The sequence below is a fragment of the Paenimyroides viscosum genome, from assembly GCF_003858535.1.
Lineage (GTDB): Bacteria > Bacteroidota > Bacteroidia > Flavobacteriales > Flavobacteriaceae > Flavobacterium > Flavobacterium viscosum.
This window is the reverse complement of record NZ_RQTJ01000011.1, coordinates 20,628-41,249: the sequence shown is the minus strand read 5'-3', so window position 1 is coordinate 41,249 and position 20,622 is coordinate 20,628. Positions and strand designations below refer to the sequence as shown.

Genomic DNA, 20,622 nt, shown 5'->3' with positions numbered 1-20,622 from the left:
AACTTTCTATCTTTGAAAAAAAAAACGAAAAAGATGAAAAAACCAGTACGTGTACGTTTTGCACCAAGCCCAACCGGACCTTTACATATCGGTGGTGTAAGAACGGCCTTATTTAATTACCTATTTGCAAAGAAAAACAACGGTGTTTTTTATTTAAGAATTGAAGATACCGACCAAAACCGTTTTGTTCCAGGTGCCGAAGAATACATTTTTAAAGCTTTAAAATGGTTAGGAATTGAACCTGATGAAACTATTGGTCTAAACGAAAAATTTGGACCATATCGTCAAAGCGATCGCAAACATCTTTATAAACAATACGCTTTAGATTTATTACACAACGGATTTGCTTATTATGCTTTTGATGCTGCCGAAGATTTAGACGCACTACGAAAAGAAGCTGAAGCCGAAGGAAGAACTTTTATATACAACCATACGGTTCGCGAAGTTTTAAATACATCGTTAAACATGACACACGATGAATTACAGGCACGATTGTTTAACAACGATCCGTATGTTATTCGATTTAAAATGCCTATCGATGAAAAACTTACGTTGAAAGATATGATTCGTGGCGAAGTTACGTTTGATACCGCTTTGTTAGATGATAAAGTATTGTATAAATCAGACGGAATGCCAACCTACCATTTAGCAAATATTGTAGATGATCATTTGCAGGAAACATCGCATGTAATTCGTGGTGAAGAATGGTTGCCGTCGTTACCGTTACATTATTTATTGTATCGATCTTTTGGATGGGATGCACCAGAATTTGCACATTTACCATTAATATTAAAACCGGTAGGTAACGGAAAATTATCAAAACGTGATGGGGATAAACTAGGTTTCCCAGTTTTTCCGTTAGATTGGAAATCAGAAACAGGCGAAACAGCAATGGGTTACCGCGAACAAGGTTTTTTTCCAGAAGCAGTTGTAAACTTTTTGGCTCTTTTAGGTTGGAACGATGGAACAGAAAAAGAATTATTCACTTTAAATGAATTAATAGAATCTTTCGATTTAGGCAGAGTAAACAAATCTGGAGCTAAATTTGATCCTGAAAAAAACAAATGGTTTAACCATCAAGTTTTAATTAATAAAGAGAATAGTGAGTTAGCAAGCTATTTACAAGCTGTTTTAAATTCAAAAGGTATTACTGCTGATAAAGCGGTTGTTGAAAAAGTAGCCGGATTAGTTAAAGATCGAGCGAATTTAACTACAGATTTATACACCTTAGCAGACTTTTTCTTTGTTGCACCAGAAAAGTACGATGAAAAAGCAGCTAAAAATTGGAAAGCTGATACATCTGGTTTAATGCAGCAAGTAATATCGATCATAGAAAATGTTAAAAATTTCGAGGCAAAAGAAATTGAAACCGATATAAAAAACTGGATACAGGTAAACGAATTAGGTATGGGTAAAATTATGCAACCTCTTCGTATTGCTATGGTAGGCGAAATGAAAGGTCCCGATTTATTCGAAATCATTAGTGTGCTAGGTAAAGCAGAAACTATTAAAAGATTACACAACGCAATAAATTTTTTCAAAAATATATAATTTTTTTCCAATATGTTTGGAGGTTAAAAATTAAGTTGTATATTTGAAATGTGATTAACAAATGCCCAAGTGTTAATTACAATGATATTTTTTTCATATCAACAACAACAATTTTTTTCTAAATTTTTCTAAATCCCATTCCCTAAAAATGGGATTTTTTTATTATCTTCGGTAAGTATTTACAAATCAATAATTTATGAAAAAATATCTTTTCCTTTCAATATTATTTGCTGGGTTATTCTTTACTTCATGCGGATCAGACGATACCAAAAAAGAAGATACAGAAGTAGTTACAAAACCTGGTAAATGGGAACCAACTACCATTCAATTGGTAAAAATTGTTCCTCTACAAACAATTGAGTATCCACATACCGCAAATTGTACCAAAGATTATTTAGAGCTTTCTGCTGGTAATAAAGCAATATTCTTTAGACACGAAGGCACCGATTGCAAAGTGACCGAATATACCGATGCTTTTCAACGAAGCGGAAACAACGTTTCATTAAATATGCTAGGGTATAAAATTAACGGAACCATTGCGGTTGAAACAGCAACTAACATGGAAATTCACAGTGATATTTCAGAATACATTCCTTTAATAAAAGAACAGTTTCCTGAATACGAACAATATTTAAGTTTATTAGAAGGTGGAACTGTAAAATTGTCGTTCAATAAAAAATAGCATATAAGCCTCTTTGAAAAAAGAGGTTTTTTTTATATCTTACCAAAAAACAATTTAAAATGGATTTAACACTTTACATTATTATTGCTATTATTTTATTAGTAATATTTTCATCTTTTTTTACCGTTAAACAGCAATCTGCCGTTATTGTAGAACGTTTTGGTAAATACCAATCTATTCGCAATTCAGGATTACAAATGAAAATTCCAATTGTGGATCGCATTGCAGGAAGATTAAACCTTCGTATTCAACAGTTAGATGTTATTATTGAAACAAAAACAAAAGATAACGTATTCGTTAAAATGAAAGTTTCTGTACAATTTAAAGTAGTACAAGAGCGTGTTTACGAAGCATTTTATAAATTAGAATATCCGCATGATCAGATTACTTCTTACGTTTTTGATGTGGTGCGTGCCGAAGTTCCAAAATTAAAATTAGACGATGTTTTTGAACGTAAAGACGATATCGCAATTGCCGTTAAACGTGAGTTGAACGATGCAATGGTTACTTACGGATATGACATTATTAATACACTGATTACTGATATTGACCCAGATATTCAGGTAAAGCATGCAATGAACCGTATTAATGCTGCAGACCGCGAAAAAACAGCTGCTGAGTATGAAGGAGAAGCAGAACGTATTAGAATTGTTGCTAAAGCTAAGGCAGAAGCAGAATCTAAACGTTTACAAGGTCAGGGTATTGCAGATCAGCGTAGAGAAATTGCTCGTGGTTTGGTAGAATCAGTTGATGTTTTAAACAGAGTAGGAATCAATTCGCAAGAAGCGTCGGCTTTAATTGTTGTTACACAACATTATGATACATTACAGTCAATTGGTGCAGAAAACAACTCAAACCTAATTTTATTGCCTAACTCACCACAAGCAGGTAGTGATATGCTAAACAACATGGTGGCTTCGTTCACGGCAAGTAATCAGGTAGGCGAGGCTATGAAAAACACCAAAGCTAAAGACAGTGATTATAATAAACCAAAAAGAAATCTTCCTCCACAAACCGATTTCCCTTCACAATATAATACAGAAGAACAGTAGTAAAAACAAAACACCAACTTAAAGTTGGTGTTTGTTTTTTTTTATGAATTTGTTGAATAAAAATTTAAATACAGTTGATAAAACTAAGGTTTTAATGCCTTTTGAATTTTTTACCGAACTACCAAAAGATGTTAAACCTTGCTGTAGTAAATTACTCGGTGAAAAAAGTTGGGTAATATCTTCGGCATTATTACCAATCTTCCTAATACTTATTTCGCGTTCAAGTCTAAGAATTTCTAATTCTTTATCAACCTCTTCGTATGATTTGTAACGTATTTTCATTTCATATAAATATTAGTCAAAAAAGATTCTAGAAAATTTCTTAAGAATAGGAATATCTATCATAACCTTGCGCATTGAATAAACAACAAGCGCAATAAAAATATAAAAACCACCTATAATTAAAAAACCGTAAGTGTTACTGTCTAAGGCTTTTCCTATGGCAAATGCTGCAGCAAACGATAAAAAAAACAACGATAAAACAGCAAATAGGCTTAAAGCGAAAATTTTAAAAATGAAGCCTGTAGCTTTAGATACTACTTTAAACCCCAACAGTGAATAATAATCAACATTGGTTTCTAAATAAGCTTTAGCTTCAGACTTCATTTCATGAAGATTGTTTTTTAGCTCTTCATTAAATGCCATAGACTATTTTAACTCAGATTTAATATTATCTGCAGCTTTGTTAGTCATATCTTTTGCTTTGTCAACTGCATTAGAAGCTTGTCCTTTTAATTCAGCCAATTTACGCTCTAAACTTGCAATAACATCTTCTTTTTTGTCATCAGCTTTATTAAGTAATGAATCAAAAGATGATTCGAAATTAGCTTTTTTAGAAGAAATTAAACTTTTAACCTGATTTTTTAATTCGTCCATTTTGCAGTTTAAATCATCAGTTCCAGACTTAAGTCCGTCCGAAATCTTTTTTCTAGTTTTCTCACCTTGTTCCGGCGCTAATAATACTCCTGCTACAGCACCTACTGCTGCACCTGCTAAAATAGCTACTAATGTGTTTCCTGTTTTTCCCATAACAAATTTTATTTAATAGTTTAATAAAAAATTAAAGTGTATTAAAAGTAACAAATTTATTTTGAAATGTTGTTAATAACCGGTTAAAATTTAATACGTAGGATCTTAATAAGCAAAAAAAAACTATTTATATTTGCTTTTCACTATTTTATACAAACCTTATGTTTAAAACTAAATTAGGAATTTTTACTTCGATATTTATTACTCTTGCAATTATAATAACTCTTTTATACGAATTTGATATTTTTTCAGTTTCGCCCGATCTTATGATAGGTCTTCGTTGGTCTACTGCGTTGGTATTTATTGTAAATGCATTTATAAGAAAAAACCTTACAACTTGGATTATTGTTTGTATGATTCTCGGAGTTTTTGTTGGTATTGATTTTCCGAATGCCGCAATGGCACTGCAACCTTTAAGTAAAGGATTCATTAAATTAGTTAAAACCATTGTAGCACCTATTATTTTTGCAACGTTGGTGTATGGTATCGCCGGACATTCAGATTTAAAACAGGTTGGACGTATGGCTTGGAAATCAATGCTGTATTTCTTTTGTGCTACCTCATGTGCTATTTTTATTGGTTTAGCAGTAATTAATATTACACAAGCAGGTGTTGGTATTGATATGCAAAACATGCCGCAAGAAGAGTTGCCAACGCCAAAAGCACCAGATCCGGCTTTACAAACTTTGCCAGAAAATGTGCAAGGTATTTATAAGTTTGCTCATTTTATTTATGATCTTTTTCCAGAAAACATCGTAAAATCAATGTATGAAAATCAAGTATTGCAAGTTGTGGTATTTTCGGTTTTATTCGGAATTGGTTTAGCGATGGTAGAAGAAAAGAAACGTAAACCAATGGTAGATTTTACCGAAAGCTTGTCTGAGGTTATGTTTAAATTTACAAATATTATTATGTATTTTGCACCAATTGGTGTGGGGGCAGCAATGGCTTATACGGTAGGACATTTAGGTGTTGATATCCTTAAAAATCTGTTTATGCTTTTAGGATCTCTATACATGGCGCTGGTATTTTTTATATTGCTGGTTTTTGTGCCGATTATGCTGTTCTTAAAAATACCTATTAAAAAGTTTATTGCAGCCGTAAAAGAACCGGTTTCTATTGCATTTGCAACTACAAGTTCCGATGCCGCTTTACCAAAAGCCATGAGTGCGATGGAAAAATTCGGAGTGCCACGTAAAATTGTATCGTTTGTAATTCCTACAGGTTACAGTTTTAATTTAGATGGAACGTCGCTTTATCTTTCGTTAGCATCGATATTTGTTGCGCAAGCAGCCGGAATGAATTTAGATATTGGTCAACAATTAGCTATTGCCTTTACCTTGATGATCACATCAAAAGGAGTAGCAGCCGTTCCGCGTGCATCGTTAATTGTATTGATTGCAACGGCAGAACAATTTGGATTGCCTGTATTTATTATTGCCGCTATTTTAGGTATCGATGAATTAATGGATATGGCACGAACATCGGTAAACGTTATTGGTAACTGTTTAGCTACAGTTGTAATTGCCAAATGGGAAGGCGAGTTTGATGATGAAGCTCCATATCGATTAACTGATGAAACTTTGGATGAGGTTTAGATTGAGAATTATATGAAAAACAATATATTCTGTCTATTACTTACAAGTTTTATATTCTTAAGTTGTAAGCAAGAATCCAAAGAAGGAATAAATAGTGAAACTACAAATACTTCAGAAGTAGTAGTCCAATCCAAAGTTAAAGGATGTGGTTATACTAGTTTGATTGAAATTGAAAAGAATTTTCTCCCGGCGGAAGATAGAGTAAATCAAATAGTTGAAAACATTGTATCTTATTCAGGTTTGCCTAATAATTTTAAGGTTTACAGAGCTGATTATATTAATAATGCTTTTGCAACAATTATAGATAATGAAAGGGTTATTGTTTATGACTCTAAATTATTTAATGATGTTGAATGGTACTCTGATACATTTTGGACATCTGTATCAATTTTAGCTCATGAAATAGGCCATCACTTAAGTGGGCATACAGAAGATAATTTAGGTTCTGTTCCATTAAAAGAATTAGAAGCTGATAAGTTTAGTGGTTATGTTTTATACAAAATGGGAGCAACTAAAGAACAAGCTTTAAAAGCTATGAAATTAATTGGTTCTGTTAATGATACCCAAACACATCCGTCCCAAACGAAAAGATTACAGGCAATTGAGGAAGGATGGGATAATTCAAACAATCAGCGTTACAAATCGGCATTGCCACCTGCACCTAACTATCTAACTAGCGATTTCTACGTTTTTAAGAAAGAGATGGTAATTAATAACGATCTTTTAGAATTAAACCCTTCGTGGTTTGAAGATAATGGAGATTTGTATGGAGTAATAACTGAAACAGATAATGACTTTAGGGGCTTTTCAGTAAGAATTATTAATAGTTCTGAACAATTTAAAAAATATTTTAGAAATATTGAAGATGAAGATTGGGGATTAAGTATTGAATCACCTCATTTTGGATCAAATACAGAGATGTGTCATGCTTGCGCATCTAATTTGAAATATCTATTACAACCTGGTAGACGAATTAAATTTAAAATGGTTGAATCTTTGCCTGATCATGGTACATCACTAAATGGTGTTTGGTTTTTGACATATCTAGAAGTTTTGCCAGCAAATTATTTTGATAAACTACCCAAATAAATTAATAAAACTGTATTTAAAATGTCCTGATGTTGATTTAATAGAATTGATTATGAAAGATAATGTTAGAAACAAACAAAATGAAATTGAGCTAATTAAGAGCTATTCAGAATTAATAGCTACTGAAGTGAAAAAAATAAAAAAAGAACAGAATAAATTTAAAAAGGATATTGATTACGATTTGATAAAAATCTACAAAAAAAACATTATAGAGTTTTGGAAGAAATTAGGTAATGATCTTAACGATGTCAATTCATCAATACATAATTATGAGCAAGGAACAGAAATTCATGATGCGGAAGGTATTGTAAAAGATTTGAATAATATTCTAGAAAAAAATGGTTTAATTGAAGATTATAAAATATCTTTTTATTAGGCACTATAATAAATAATACAACAAACGGGAGGTATATTTCACCTGCAATAGTGCGGATTTGCAATGCATACTTTTACACCCAGTTCTCTTTTGGATTTAAATAAGTAGAAAGTACTGCGTAGATATGTACTTCTTTTTTAGTTTCATTTATCTTAAAATGAATCATATATTTAAAGTCTTTTAAAGGCAAGCAGTGAATATCATTATATCGAATTTGAAAATGTGGATTTTGCTGTAAAGTCTTTAAAGTTTCCCTGTATTGCTTCAAAAAAATATCACCGTTATCTTTTCTCTTACTGTTTAGGTAATCTTTGGCTTCTTTCAAATCGTGTTTTACGTTTGGGTCGGCAATAATGGTGTATTTCATCATTATTCGTTCTCTAACTCGTCTAACATATCAAATGCATCAACTGGCTTTTTTGCTTCTTTAATACGTTTTAAAACCAGATCTTTCTGCCATTGCGGAATATCTTCTGATTCTTGTTTGTGTTTAAAGGTTAAAAAATCAATATAACGTTCTACTTCCTCCAAAAATTTTTCTGGAAGTTGCTTTAGTTTATAGTTAACTTGTTTAAGTGAATTGCTATCCATGATTTAATATATTCATAATCAAAGTTACAATAATAAAAGATATTTGAAAAGTAAGTATATTGTTTCTTTTTGGAATTGATTCTTGTAATTACTTGAACATCATATCCGATAGCGTAGATTTTCAATCCGTGCTTTATAACTGTTTTTTTTATGCTGCAAGGTTTTTCAAACCTTATAGCTCTTAATTTTTGATAATTTATACCTACAAGGTCAAATAAAGACCTTGCAGGATAGATTATAAGCGAATTAACAATAGAATTACAAACAAAAAACCCCAACATATAGCTGGGATTTTAATTTATAAACTAAAAAACTTATTCTTTACTTTCAACTTTAGCCCACGTATCGCGTAAGCCAACCGTTTTATTAAATACCATTTTTTCTGCGGTAGAATCTTTATCTGTTGCGAAATAACCCAAACGTTGAAATTGGAATTTATCGCCGCTTACAGCCGTTTTTAAGCTTGGTTCAACATAACCAGTAATTACTTTTAACGAATCAGGGTTAATGTATTCCTTAAAATCAACTTCTTTGTTACCATCAGGGTTTTCGTGTGTAAACAAGCGGTCGTAAATACGTACTTCGGCTTCAACAGCATGCGGAATTGAAACCCAATGAATGGTTCCTTTTACTTTGCGTTTTGAAGCTTCTGTTCCGCTTCCCGATTTAGAATCAGCATCATACGTTACATGAATTTCGGTAATGTTTCCGTTTTCGTCTTTTACAACACTTTCACCTTTAATAATGTAGGCATTCTTTAAACGAACTTCTTTCCCTAATGTTAATCGGAAAAATTTGTTGTTTGCTTCTTCCAGAAAATCTTCACGTTCAATATATAATTCTTTAGAAAAAGGGACTTTTCTAAACGTTAGCTCTTCTGCTTCCGGATTATTTTCTGCAACTAACCATTCTTCCTGACCTTCCGGATAATTGGTGATAATCATTTTCACCGGATCTAAAACAGCCATTACACGATCGGTAATCTTGTTTAAATCTTCGCGAACACAAAATTCCAACAACGAAACATCAATTAAATTGGTACGTTTTGCAATACCGATAGTATCGGCAAAATTGCGGATAGCAGTTGGTGTGTAACCTCTTCGACGCATACCCGAAATGGTGCTCATACGCGGATCGTCCCAAGCGGTAACGTGACCTTCGTTTACCAATTGAAGCAATTTTCGTTTTGATACAACAGTGTGCGATAAATTTCTACGAGCAAATTCGCGCTGTTTTGGTCGAACTTTCTCGTTATCGTAAATCTGATCTAAAAACCAATCATACAATTCGCGGTGCGGTAAAAATTCTAATGTACAGAATGAATGTGATATTTGTTCGATATAATCGCTTTCACCATGAGCCCAGTCGTACATAGGATAAATTTTCCAATTTACGCCGGTTCTGTGGTGCGATGCATTAATGATTCGATACATAATTGGGTCGCGCATTAACATATTGTTCGATGCCATATCAATTTTAGCACGTAAAATATATTCGCCTTCTTCAAACTCGCCGTTTTTCATTCGTTCAAATAAATCTAAATTTTCTTCAACTGAACGGTCGCGGTTTGGTGAATTTACTCCAGGTTGCGTTGGTGTACCTTTTTGTTTTGCAATTTCATCTGCCGATAAATTATCAACATAGGCTTTCCCTTTCTTAATTAAAAGAATAGCCCAATCATACAATTCCTGAAAATAATCAGACGCATAAACTTCCTGATCCCATTTAAAACCCAACCACTCTACATCATTTTTAATGGCATCAACAAATTCTTGTTCTTCTTTAGCAGGGTTGGTATCGTCAAAACGTAAATTTACCGGTGCGTTATAATCTAATCCTAAACCAAAGTTTAAACAGATCGATGATGCGTGCCCAATATGCAGATATCCGTTAGGTTCGGGCGGAAAACGAAAGCGTAATTTATCTTGTGACAAACCATTTTTTAAATCCTCTTCAATGATTTGTTCTATAAAATTCAATGATTTTTCTTTTGTTGACATATTCTTGAATTAAGATTACAAATTTATCAAAAAATGTTTGATTTTTAAGCGGTAATGATATGTTATAAAAAAGGTTTAATTTTACGATATAAATTTTAAGAAATGGGAATTATTCGCTTAACAAACATACGGGTTTTTACAAATCACGGTTGCTTGATTGAAGAAGCTAAAATAGGGTCGGAATATAGAGTTGATTTACAAATTAAAGCCGATTTGCGAAAATCTGCAGATACAGATGAATTGGCAGATACCGTTGATTATGTACATTTAAACAGAATTGTTGTTGAAGAAATGGCGATACGATCTAAATTATTAGAACACGTTGCCAAGCGTATTGTAGTACGTATTTTTAATGAACTACCTATGGTTTCAAGTATTTTGTTAGAAGTATCGAAAATAAATCCGCCAATTGGTGGTGATGTACAGCAAGTTACTATTGTTATGGAAGAATTCAGAGCATAATTTTAAGTTTTGGGTTTTGATATTTGATTTTTTGTAGTAGATTTGCAATCACATTACAAATGGCATCTTGTCCGAGTGGCTAGGAAGCGGTCTGCAAAACCGTCTACAGCGGTTCGAATCCGCTAGATGCCTCTAAAACCTCCAACTATTGGAGGTTTTTTTTGTTTTACTACATTTTTCGTTTTTCAAATTACTATATTTAGCTTTAATTGATATCTGAAACTTTTTACTTAAAGATAATACTATTGAAATCGTCAGTTCGTAGCGTAATGAAATGAAGCGTATTGAGAAGTTTTAAAAGTTCTCGACAGGCTCGAACAGACGAATCTGATAATTTCTATTTTGGTATAAGTTTGATAGTAATTTTATTTAAAATTCATACTATGAAAAAAATTGCATTATTCTTTTTGTTGATGGTTATTGTAGCTTGTTCATCGGAATCGTTATCGGTTAAACAAGCTACAAACTTAATTAAAACGCATACAGAGAAATATCCTTATTTCGAAAAAACAACTTTACAGTTAGGTGAACAAAAATACAGTGTTCGGAAAGATTCTGCAGAAATAACTGTGCTAAGAAATCTGGCATCGCAAGATTTAATCAGTTTAAAAACCATCAGTTCACGTAAAAAATTACTTTCTAAAGATTCTGTTTTAGTGGTGAATATCGGTTTAACCACCAAAGCTGCCGATTTTGTTATTGATCAAAAAAAGAACAAAGCACAGGTTAAAACTTATCTTTTTACAATTCAGGAAAATTCCGATGTTCAGTTGGAACTAAACAGTAAAACAAAAGCAACGGCATCTGCAAAGCTTATTAAAACCACCACGCCTTTTGCCGGTTTAAGTAAAGATAAAAACTTGAATTCGACCTTTATTACTCAAAAATTTGTCTTGAAATACAACAAAGAAACCGGTTGGTTTGTAGCCAGATAGTTAAATCAATTTTGATAAAAGCATAAATATTACTATCAATTTTTCGCTTTTCGTCAGTTGCCAAAGATTATAAAGAAAGAAGACGTATTTTTTTGATAAAAAAATATATATTTGGTATTGATAGAAAAAAAATCGAACCTATGTCGAATATTTGGATAAAAAAACCATTAAGTGCCTACGAGGCAGATATTAAAAAAAGTGGATTAAAAAAAATATTAGGTAAATGGAGCTTAACCGCTATTGGTGTTGGTGCCATTATTGGTGGCGGAATCTTTGTACTTACAGGTACTGGTGCGTATTATAATGCGGGTCCGGCATTGGCATTGTCTTTCGTAATTGCCGGTATTGCCTGTATTTTCGCTGCGTTGTGTTATGCCGAATTTGCTTCGATACTTCCTGTAGAAGGTTCTGCCTATGCGTATGCTTATGGAACCGTAGGTGAAATTTTTGCATGGGGATTGGGTTGGTGTTTAATATTAGAATACGCCATGGCAAGTATGGCAGTCTCTGTAAGTTGGTCGGGTTATTTTACCAAATTTTTAAAGATGTTCGGTATTTATCTGCCCGATTACCTTACGTCCGATCCTGTAAGTTACACAGGTGAAGGGTTTTCAATTAATTTACCTGCGTTTATTATTGTACTGTTAATAACAGCCTTACTTACAAAAGGAACAAAAGAAGCTGCTAAAACAAACAACTTTATCGTTATTTTAAAAACAGCAGCGGTTGTTTTTGTGGTTATTGTGGGGGCATTTTATATAGTCCCAGAAAATTGGATGCCTTTTATACCAGAGCAAACAATGATTGAACAAACAAATGGCGAAATGGCTCCGGCTTATGGTTTTCAAGGAATCATATCAGGTGCGGCAGCTATTTTCTTTGCTTATATAGGTTTTGATGCCGTTTCTACACAAGCTGGCGAAGCTATTAACCCTAAAAAAGATGTTCCGTTTGCCATTATTACTTCTTTATTGATCTGTACTGCCTTATACATTATGGTTTCATTGGTGTTAACAGGTATGATGCATTACTCTGATTTTAATCCGTTAGGAAAATATCCTGAAGCAATAAAAGCACCGGTGGCGTATGCGTTTGAAATTGCCGGCAAACATTGGGCAAGTAATATTGTTACCATTGCGGCTACGGTTGGATTAATTTCGGTTGTTATGGTAATGATGATGGGGCAATCGCGTATTTTTATGGGAATGGCTAAAGACGGATTAATCCCGAAGTTTTTTGGCGAATTGCATCCAACAACAAAGACTCCGTATAAGGGAATTATTTTATTAGGATTAATTGTAGCAACCGTTTCTGCTTTAACACCTATTTCAACATTGGCACACATGACCAGTTTTGGTACGTTGTTTGCCTTTACAATGGTATGTATTGCCGTGTGGATCATGCGAAAAAGACAACCTAATATTGAACGTCCATTTAAAGTACCTGCTTATAAGCTAATAGTAATTTTAGGGGTTTTAACCAATATAGGTTTAATTATAACGTTAGATAAATTAGCATTACTGCTATCTGGTTGCTGGCTTGTTCTGGGAATAATCGTTTATTTTGCGTACAGTAAAAGAAATAGTAAATTGAATAACCCATAAAACTAAAAAATCAGCTTTAAAGCTGATTTTTTAGTTTTAGAATGTTAATGAAAAACCTGCGCCGTTATCATTAACAATAAGATTTAACTGTGTAGTAGATAGGCTGGTAGTATTTTGTCCATTCTCTGTTTCAATACCTTTTTTGATATTTTTACCAAAAGATAAATACAGAGGAATGGAAGCTCCTATAACTCCTAATCCGGCTCCTGCAATTACCCAACCATCTTTTCTTTTTGATTTATAATTAGGATCGCTGCTTTTAACACTAACAGCTGATGCTACTCCATAACCAATACCAAACCCGCCAATATACCCCAAAATATCACCGAAGGTTTTATTAGTACGGGCACGTTTAATATAGCTTATCGCCTCAGGGTTAGAAAAAACTTGTTTGTATTCGCTTAATCTGTAATCTTTGTTTTCTTTAATAAAAAAACGCTGCGAATTTTTACCTAATGTAATTTCGTTCGATAAAATCTCTGTTTGTTGGGCAAACACAATATTACCTAACAATAAAAGTAAAAGTGTTGTTTTTTTCATGTGTTAATGTTTTTATTAGTTTTAATAATTTCGGCAAAAATAAAAAAATAAGAACAATTACTTTATTTAAGGTGTATTAATTTTTAGTACATAGATCTCGCTACGCAAAGACTCCCAACTTTGCGTAAATCATTTTCTTTTATGATCCTAAGTTGAAAACTTCGGAGAGCGGGGGACAGTAAATTGAATAACCCATAAAACTAAAAAATCCATCTTAAAACAAGATGGATTTTTGCTATTAACAAACCTTTTTTACGTTGGTGTGTTGTTACCATTTGCAGACAATGTACTGTTTTTTGCGGCTTTTACAATTTCGTTTAAATCGTAATATAGCTTAGACCATTCGGGCATGTCTTTCATAGCAGTAATTAGGCTAAAATAAGATCGCAGTCTTTGTTCTAATTCTTTTCGGGTAGACGATGCGCTGGCAATAGTTCTAAGATCTGCATTCGCTTCGGCTTGTTCAGCAAAAACAGTTTCAAAAGCTTGGTGTTTTGTTTTTAAATCGTTAAAAGCCGTAGTAATGGTTAAATTTTCAATGCGTTGGGTGTTTTCAGGCTTTTCTAACTCTTCAATAAGCTTTTTTAATTGTGCGGTCTGGGCAGAATAACTTAACGTATCTAAATTCAATCCAAACTGTTTAAAAATAATGTATAAAGCTTCAGCATCTGTATGGTTCGCTGCAAAAGGCAACTTGCGGTATCCGTTTAAAAATGCCTTTATACTACTAAAGGCAGCATCACGTTCTTTATCGGCAGCAGCTACTTCTTTACCTTTACCGCTGTAGGTAAGTTTTGTATATACGGCATCGTAGGTTGAATAACTTGTTGCAAGTGCCGTTAACAAAGGGTGACCTTCAATAATGGTATAATTGCCACTTTGCGATGAATTAATAATACGCTGTGCTAAAGTTGCCAGGTTTTTTGTAGATAAAGCTGTTAACGTAATTTTCATAATAGGTAGTTTTTAATTATAATTAATTTACAATAAGTGGTTTATAAATTTAATAGATAGGGCAGCAGATTTATATTCTCACGAATACCGTGGAAAGATAAACTGTACGTATGTGTAGTTAACCGAGTAATCGGGAAAGGCAAAGCCAACTTGTTAGTAATGCCCCGATTACTTGGGAAAACTAAAAGCTGTTCGTTTGTAATCTCCTGATTAATCGGGAAAGCAAAACCAAACATATTTGCAATAAACCTATTGTACTATATGTATTAACGTTTAATATATTACCCCTATTAATATTAAAATTATTCCTAAAACGGCTAATATATAAGGTAGGTACTTTTTCATTTTTATATTTTTTGGGAACAAACAACTTACCCTAGTTATTTACCTAAATACTGTTCTAACTTTTGTTGATGAATAGCGCCTGTCCAACGATCAATTAATTTTCCCGATTTGTCAAACAATAAAAAAGTGGGAGTAACATTTTCCTGGTATTGAATATAAGTATCGGTTCTCGTGAAATCTTCGGCATAAACTATCGACCAATTATTAGTGCTATACGCACCAAATTGTTGGTAAGTAGCTACATCAGGACTTTGCAATACACTAACAACTTGTAATTTTTCTGTGTTTTTTGTTAGTTCTTGTGTAATTTCGAACGCTTGCCTACTACTTGGACAGCTTACCGATGACAAATCAACCAAAACATATTCTTTATCTTTATTAAAATAATCGCTTAATTTTTCTGCTTTTAAATCTTTGTCTAACAAATTAATATCAATAAAGGCATCTCCTTTTGTTAAGCGCTGGCTTTGTGATGCTAATAAATATTTCTTGCCTAATGCTGTTTGTTTTTGTTCGGTGGTCATTTTATTATACACTGCTTTGTAAAAAGTTTTATCGAATGCAGTGGTATTGTATGGTAACAACGTCCACGTGTAGGCGTTATCAAAATTATTTAAGATAAAATCAGCTTCTACTTGTTTTAACTCTTTGGTTAATTGGTTTGCCAACCCATTTGTACCAACATATTTTTCTTGTACCTCGATTTTTAGCCATTCGGCAGTTTGTTGTAAAGCAGTTATTTCCTGTTTTAAAGCTTCTCCCTTTTTGTGAATTGGCATTTGCAGTTCGTCTAATTGTGCTTTTATATTATGATGCTTAGAACCGTTAACCTTAACTTGATACGGAAAATCATCTTTAGCAGCTGTAATCTCTATGGTTTCATTAGCTACAAATAACATGGTGTAATATGGTTGGTTGTTTTCTACTACATATATAGCATATGTATCAGGAGTTTCGGAAACTTCGGCTGTAAGTTCTACTTTGCCTTGTGCTAATGTTTGGTAGGCAATAGGTGTTTGCCCACTAAGTAAATATACTACAGCAGTATCTGTAAACCCCGTAAGGTTTGCCGTTATTTTTATTTCGCCTGCAAAGACTTGTAAAGTTGTGGTTAGCAATAGTGCTAATGTTGTTAATTTTTTCATTTCGGATGTTTTTTATTTAAACCCTAACAGCATTTAAAACGCTGTTAGGGTATTTTAAGTTTGCTTTGTGAGTATAATTTAAAACTTTTTATTCTTCAAAATATAGAATATTCTATAATAAAACATAAAGAATTATAATAACTAATGTTAAAAGGAAGATATAAAAATTAAGCTCATATACATTGTTGTTTATTGAATTACTAACTCTAGTAAACATTAAATAACCAACATATATAACCGCAACATCACCTATAACACCAAGTAATTTATTGTATTTTTTCATAATTTATCTAATATTATTACCCGTGCTCGCTAGCATCTTGTGGTTTATTGACTTGTTCTCGGAGAATTTTAGTTTTCTATGAGCAATTATTATACTACTTAATTGTTCTCTAATATTTTATTACTTCCACACAAATACTTTCATGTGGAAGTTGTTTTTAAGTAATTTTAATAAAATATTTTCTGCCAAAAGTTGAGGTATAAACGAACAGAGAAAGAACTACTATGTAAAACCACATTAACACAGAATCGTATAAATTGCTTTTAAGAATCATACTTAAGATGTGTAAAATAATAATTATCAATGCTAGAGAAATTGTTGTTTGAATTGTGTAGAAATTTCTTAACGTTAAAGGTTCTGTAATATTATTGATATAAAATTGCCTTGTTTTTGTAAAATAATTTTTAACATAAAAAGACGTTGTATCATCTTTTATTTTTAAGATGTTAACCTTTTCTGTTAATAAAAATTTCTCTTTCTTATCAGTAATCAAATAATGGTTCAAAATTACTTCTTCCGAAACTTTTATTACAATTTCCATAATAATTTTATTGAGTTATTCTATAATATGTAATGGCAGAAGCAGCTCCTCCAGCCAATACCCCAAGAGGACCTAGTCCAGCAGTTATTGCAGCGGTCAAAGTATCTGTAAATAGCATATCTATAGTAGGATCCTTAGGTTTTGTTTTAGTAGACCATAAAGTATTCGAATTATGAAGAACACTTTTAAAGACCTCGTTTCTGTAGATTTCTTCACTTGTAAATTCATTAGCATTCTCTTCTTCAAACCTTTGAAAATTCATTACTAGATCAGAATATGAATAATCAAAACTAAATTTTTCTTCTGCGAATTTAATAAAAGAGTTGTTTGTTGTACTTGGTGAAATATAAGCTTTTAGCTTATTTTCAAAATGATGCTCAATAGTATAATCTCCATAATTAGTATAATCGGCAAAAAATGATTGTAAATCACTTTCCTTTACATCGGCAAAATGTTGTGGATAGTTTTCTTTTGCAACTATAAGCATATTTCCTAAATACTCTTTTATAGTTAAATTTTTAACATTTATATTATTCTCTTCAAAATATTTTTCTGTTAGTAAAATACATTGATTATGTAAATAACCTACTTCATCGGGAGCAATTTTTACAGATTTACTTGCTACTGATATATTAGACCTAGCATTGTTTAATTGACTATCACCGCTTACTTCGTCGTTGTTACAAGCCCATAATCCTGATGCTAATATAGCCGTTCCTAAAATACCTAAGGTAATTTTTCTTACTTTTTTTGTAATATTCATTTTGTTAAATTTTAATTTGTTCTACTTAGTTTTGTTGTACGTTTAAATCGATATAAAAAGTTTCATCGTCTACCTGAACAACTGACGCCGTTTGTTTAGTTACAACAGTTTCTGTTTCAAATCCTAAAAATTGCTACTATAAAAACTATTTTATATAGTAGCAAATCTTCATCAGCTTAGATACAAGTCTTTAAAATATCTTATATTTAGCAAAGGAAACCACATTTGATTTTTGGTTATGACCCCTTTTTTATATAACTTATTGGCGTCAACAATTTGCCTGTAAATGATATATAATACCATTAATATTAAAAACGTCTTTCCATCATAAAAAGCTCCCCATATTAATAAAGGAATCGGTGATAAAATTTTTATATAATATTTAACCATAATTAAATTATATTAATAATTAATGTTGTAACAAACAATTGTAAATACCACTGCTGTTTGTGGAATAAAAGCAGTTGTAACGAAAGCAGCAACTGAAGCCCACCCATTATTAGTATAAACATCTTGTATACAATCTATAACATCTTGACCACAGTCACCGATCTTTTTTCTTGGTTTTTTATTTGTAACTTCGGTAGATTGTGATTCCAAATTAAAATCTAAACTTAAAAAGCTCGAAAAATCCGTCTCCATTAAATCTAATCTTCTTAAATGTGGAATACTTTCATCTGTTTTTACAACAAATTCATCAATCACAACACCATTTTTTTTCACAAGAAACATCCCGTGCTTAATGAGATCATCCGCATTTTCTCCAATTGTATGAGCCTTTAAAACCTCTACATTACCTTCTTTATATATTTCTGTTAACTCATTTATATCAAAAGTAACTTTCTGTCTAACATTTAAATCAATATAAAACATTTCTTCGTTTGCTTGAACAACTTTTGCTTTTTGTTTAGTTACAACAGTTTCTGTTTCAAAACCTAATTCATTTGATAATTCGTTTTTTAAACTGCTGTGTTAAAAAAATAGTTTTACAGGTATGCCGCTGTAATCGGCTGTTTATAATTTGTTTCCCCCGCTAGTGCAAGCATATTGCTCTTGCTTACTAAATAAGTAATTTAAGTTAGGTACAAGCGTGACGCTTTCGCCAGCAGGGGGGAAAGATAGAAATCAAAAAAATCCTGCTTTTTAAAATACAGGTTTTTTGATAATTTCAAAATTTATTAATTGTTTTTCATCAATTTAAAATCATTTATATAATATCGAAATTCATAATATAAATGAGTTATAAAGTTGAAAAACATGAGATATATAAACGAACTTTCAACAAAATATATAAAAGAAAACACATACATTGAATATATATAATAAAGAACTAATTTTTCTTTACCTATCTTCTTTACTATACTAAAAGTTATATATGTTAGTAAAACATAACAAATCATTATTTCTGGCGTACTTATTTGATAATTATTAGCAAATTGGACAGGATATAATATATATGCTAATAATAATACAGCGATAATAATGCTTTTATATTTTAATTTAACACCCATATTTTTTCAAACAAACTAAAGCTTTATTAGCAGCTTTATAAAAGCCAAGTGTACCTCCTATCCAAGCACCAAAAAGACCACCAATTGAACCTCCAGCAACTGCCCCCATAAGAGTATCTACTATCATATCTGATCTGCCTTCATCAGCACAAGCACGACAATTTTTTTCTTTATCGGAAAAAACAACTCGTCCTGATTCCTCTGCTTGATTAATAGCATCTTGAACAATTAATTTTAATTCCTTAGCTTCTATTGACTCTAAAACTGGATATTTTGAAAGTAAATTAGTAGTAGCTCTTCCTAACGTTTCATTTGTTAAAGTTATTTCTTCTACATCAATACCAGTAATTGAAGATAAATAAGCATTATTTAATGAATCCTCTTTAAGTATATTATCTTCATTAAAGTTTTCCACAAAGTGTTCTCTTTGATCTTTATTAAAGTTAATAACATTTTCTGATACTTTTATTAAAGTGATAAAACTTTCATCTTCAGCCAAAAGAGAAGAGAGATTTTCTCTTTTTAAAGTGTTTACACTATTATCAGATTTAACTTCAGTTGCTTCAGTATCACTATCTGAATTACAACTAATAATTAAAGGTAAGGATATAAAAACTATCCCGATAAAAATAATTAATTTTTTCATTTTAAATAAAATTTAGCAGTTTTGTTTTTATTGTTTTATAAACTGCGGTTAAAAATTGGTTTTACAGGTAACCCGCTGTAATCGGTTGTTTATAATTTGTTTGTTAAAACCGGCATTCGCGACTGCCGGTTCTCCGAAACAAATAGGTAAATAGTTCTTTTTCAGTTTTTTATTTTTTGTAATCTTAATGTATGTCTTGATTTATTGTCTTTAGTTTATCTTGAGCTTTTCGAAAGGTTACGTTTCTCGACAAGCTTCGGTTCTCGACTTCGCTCGAACTGACGATCTTTTGACTTTATGACATTCAACTTTAAGACTTTACTATTTCACTGATAGTTCTATTGCCCCGGCATACAATACTGCTTGGGTAAAACTGTATTGTGCGCCATAAGCAAAGGCAATGGTTTTATTTCTGTTCCATAAATCATCATCATTCCCATTATTGTCTAATGTAAACAGGGTTTCTATTAAATTACGTTCGCTTTCGTTGGTAATAAGCTCTACCATATCACTGTTAAACCGGTTGCCTATTATTGCGTAAATTGCCTCTTTGATTTGTTTGGTATAAACAAGCTTTTCAATGTAATCGGCATCTACCTGTTGTAATACCAACAATTGTTCGATGTCTATGATTTCGTATTTATATGTTTCTTGTGGTACGTAATTAAGCATTTGCCGGTTTACGTGCTGTTCAAACAGCAGCAGGTTTTCCTGATGCGTTTGTTGGTTGTTATATGCAAAGCTGTTTAAAATACTTTGATAGGTTTGGTAATCGTTTGCTTTAACACCCTTTGCCTGATGCAAAGTATTGCTTTGTTTGTTTGTTTCTGTTGCGAAAACTTCGTCTTCTGTTTCGCACGAGCTGCATAAAGCAGTAATTGCTACAGCATATAAAAAAAATCGTTTCATAATTTTCGGAGTTTTT

At 32.0% G+C, this 20,622-nt stretch carries 23 protein-coding genes and 1 tRNA gene; 10 read left to right on the top strand and 14 right to left on the bottom strand.

The features are described from left to right. Positions 1-33 precede the first annotated feature (33 nt). From gltX to EG242_RS06895, 3 genes are all read left to right on the top strand, one after another. The gene (gene gltX / locus EG242_RS06905; protein WP_124899171.1) at positions 34-1,551 is read left to right on the top strand and encodes a glutamate--tRNA ligase; all 1,518 of its coding nucleotides are present in this window, start codon (positions 34-36) and stop codon (positions 1,549-1,551) included. Between the two features lie 196 nt (positions 1,552-1,747). Then, the gene (locus EG242_RS06900) at positions 1,748-2,233 is read left to right on the top strand and encodes a hypothetical protein (RefSeq protein ID WP_124899170.1); all 486 of its coding nucleotides are present in this window, start codon (positions 1,748-1,750) and stop codon (positions 2,231-2,233) included. A gap of 59 nt (positions 2,234-2,292) precedes the next feature. Then, complete coding sequence (locus EG242_RS06895) at positions 2,293-3,285, top strand: SPFH domain-containing protein (RefSeq protein ID WP_235831884.1); 993 nt, start codon at positions 2,293-2,295, stop codon at positions 3,283-3,285. 18 nt (positions 3,286-3,303) lie between these two features. Here the strand turns inward: EG242_RS06895 and EG242_RS06890 are convergent, their stop codons facing one another. Genes EG242_RS06890 through EG242_RS06880 form a run of 3 tightly spaced genes read right to left on the bottom strand, consistent with a single transcriptional unit; the run spans position 3,304 to position 4,314 of the window. Then, complete coding sequence (locus EG242_RS06890) at positions 3,304-3,567, bottom strand: DUF6327 family protein (RefSeq protein WP_124899169.1); 264 nt, start codon at positions 3,565-3,567, stop codon at positions 3,304-3,306. Between the two features lie 12 nt (positions 3,568-3,579). Beyond that, positions 3,580-3,930: a hypothetical protein gene (locus EG242_RS06885; protein WP_124899168.1), complete on the bottom strand. Its 351-nt coding sequence runs from the start codon at positions 3,928-3,930 to the stop codon at positions 3,580-3,582. Positions 3,931-3,933: 3 nt separating this feature from the next. Further along, on the bottom strand, positions 3,934-4,314 hold the full coding sequence (locus tag EG242_RS06880; RefSeq protein WP_124899167.1) for a YtxH domain-containing protein: 381 nt from the start codon (positions 4,312-4,314) through the stop codon (positions 3,934-3,936). 161 nt (positions 4,315-4,475) lie between these two features. On the opposite strand from EG242_RS06880, the gene EG242_RS06875 reads away from it, so the two are divergent. From EG242_RS06875 to EG242_RS06865, 3 genes are read left to right on the top strand one after another with little or no spacing between them, the layout of a single operon-like run. After that, positions 4,476-5,912, top strand: a complete 1,437-nt coding sequence (locus tag EG242_RS06875) for a dicarboxylate/amino acid:cation symporter (protein WP_124899166.1) — start codon at positions 4,476-4,478, stop codon at positions 5,910-5,912. Between the two features lie 12 nt (positions 5,913-5,924). Further along, positions 5,925-7,001 (top strand): M48 family metalloprotease, encoded by a 1,077-nt coding sequence (locus EG242_RS06870; RefSeq protein WP_124899165.1) that lies wholly within the window; start codon positions 5,925-5,927, stop codon positions 6,999-7,001. A 52-nt stretch (positions 7,002-7,053) separates the two neighbouring features. Beyond that, a complete protein-coding gene (locus tag EG242_RS06865; RefSeq protein WP_124899164.1) occupies positions 7,054-7,377 on the top strand; it encodes a hypothetical protein in 324 nt (107 codons plus the stop codon). Between the two features lie 73 nt (positions 7,378-7,450). Here the strand turns inward: EG242_RS06865 and EG242_RS06860 are convergent, their stop codons facing one another. From EG242_RS06860 to EG242_RS06850, 3 genes are all read right to left on the bottom strand, one after another. Continuing rightward, positions 7,451-7,747, bottom strand: coding sequence for a type II toxin-antitoxin system RelE/ParE family toxin (locus EG242_RS06860; RefSeq protein WP_124899163.1), 297 nt, complete (start codon positions 7,745-7,747; stop codon positions 7,451-7,453). Further along, on the bottom strand, positions 7,747-7,968 hold the full coding sequence (locus tag EG242_RS06855) for a hypothetical protein (protein ID WP_124899162.1): 222 nt from the start codon (positions 7,966-7,968) through the stop codon (positions 7,747-7,749). The genes EG242_RS06860 and EG242_RS06855 overlap by 1 nt, the downstream gene beginning before the upstream one ends. 314 nt (positions 7,969-8,282) lie before the next feature. After that, complete coding sequence (locus tag EG242_RS06850) at positions 8,283-9,968, bottom strand: glutamine--tRNA ligase/YqeY domain fusion protein (RefSeq protein ID WP_124899161.1); 1,686 nt, start codon at positions 9,966-9,968, stop codon at positions 8,283-8,285. Positions 9,969-10,070: 102 nt separating this feature from the next. On the opposite strand from EG242_RS06850, the gene folB reads away from it, so the two are divergent. From folB to EG242_RS06830, 4 genes are all read left to right on the top strand, one after another. Next, complete coding sequence (gene folB, locus EG242_RS06845; protein WP_124899160.1) at positions 10,071-10,430, top strand: dihydroneopterin aldolase; 360 nt, start codon at positions 10,071-10,073, stop codon at positions 10,428-10,430. A 61-nt stretch (positions 10,431-10,491) separates the two neighbouring features. Then, positions 10,492-10,562: transfer RNA gene (locus EG242_RS06840), tRNA-Cys, on the top strand. Positions 10,563-10,813: 251 nt separating this feature from the next. Then, entirely contained in the window at positions 10,814-11,365 is a 552-nt protein-coding gene (locus EG242_RS06835; protein ID WP_124899159.1) for a hypothetical protein, read from the top strand. A 140-nt stretch (positions 11,366-11,505) separates the two neighbouring features. Further along, positions 11,506-12,969 carry an APC family permease gene (locus tag EG242_RS06830; protein WP_124899158.1) on the top strand — a complete coding sequence of 488 codons (1,464 nt, stop codon included), beginning with the start codon at positions 11,506-11,508 and terminating at the stop codon, positions 12,967-12,969. A gap of 36 nt (positions 12,970-13,005) precedes the next feature. Here the strand turns inward: EG242_RS06830 and EG242_RS06825 are convergent, their stop codons facing one another. The 8 genes from EG242_RS06825 to EG242_RS06790 all read right to left on the bottom strand — a co-directional run bounded on the left by EG242_RS06825 (position 13,006) and on the right by EG242_RS06790 (position 20,606). Further along, positions 13,006-13,509 carry a hypothetical protein gene (locus tag EG242_RS06825; RefSeq protein WP_124899157.1) on the bottom strand — a complete coding sequence of 168 codons (504 nt, stop codon included), beginning with the start codon at positions 13,507-13,509 and terminating at the stop codon, positions 13,006-13,008. 252 nt (positions 13,510-13,761) lie between these two features. Continuing rightward, positions 13,762-14,463, bottom strand: coding sequence for a DUF6261 family protein (locus tag EG242_RS06820; RefSeq protein WP_124899156.1), 702 nt, complete (start codon positions 14,461-14,463; stop codon positions 13,762-13,764). Positions 14,464-14,843: 380 nt separating this feature from the next. Beyond that, complete coding sequence (locus EG242_RS06815; protein ID WP_124899155.1) at positions 14,844-15,953, bottom strand: thioredoxin fold domain-containing protein; 1,110 nt, start codon at positions 15,951-15,953, stop codon at positions 14,844-14,846. Positions 15,954-16,393: 440 nt separating this feature from the next. Beyond that, complete coding sequence (locus EG242_RS06810; protein ID WP_124899154.1) at positions 16,394-16,777, bottom strand: hypothetical protein; 384 nt, start codon at positions 16,775-16,777, stop codon at positions 16,394-16,396. A gap of 7 nt (positions 16,778-16,784) precedes the next feature. Beyond that, entirely contained in the window at positions 16,785-17,540 is a 756-nt protein-coding gene (locus EG242_RS06805) for a hypothetical protein (protein WP_124899153.1), read from the bottom strand. 402 nt (positions 17,541-17,942) lie between these two features. Next, positions 17,943-18,413, bottom strand: a complete 471-nt coding sequence (locus EG242_RS06800) for a hypothetical protein (RefSeq protein WP_124899152.1) — start codon at positions 18,411-18,413, stop codon at positions 17,943-17,945. Between the two features lie 627 nt (positions 18,414-19,040). After that, a complete protein-coding gene (locus tag EG242_RS06795) occupies positions 19,041-19,697 on the bottom strand; it encodes a hypothetical protein (RefSeq protein WP_124899151.1) in 657 nt (218 codons plus the stop codon). 321 nt (positions 19,698-20,018) lie between these two features. Continuing rightward, entirely contained in the window at positions 20,019-20,606 is a 588-nt protein-coding gene (locus EG242_RS06790; protein ID WP_124899150.1) for a hypothetical protein, read from the bottom strand. Positions 20,607-20,622: the final 16 nt, after the last annotated feature.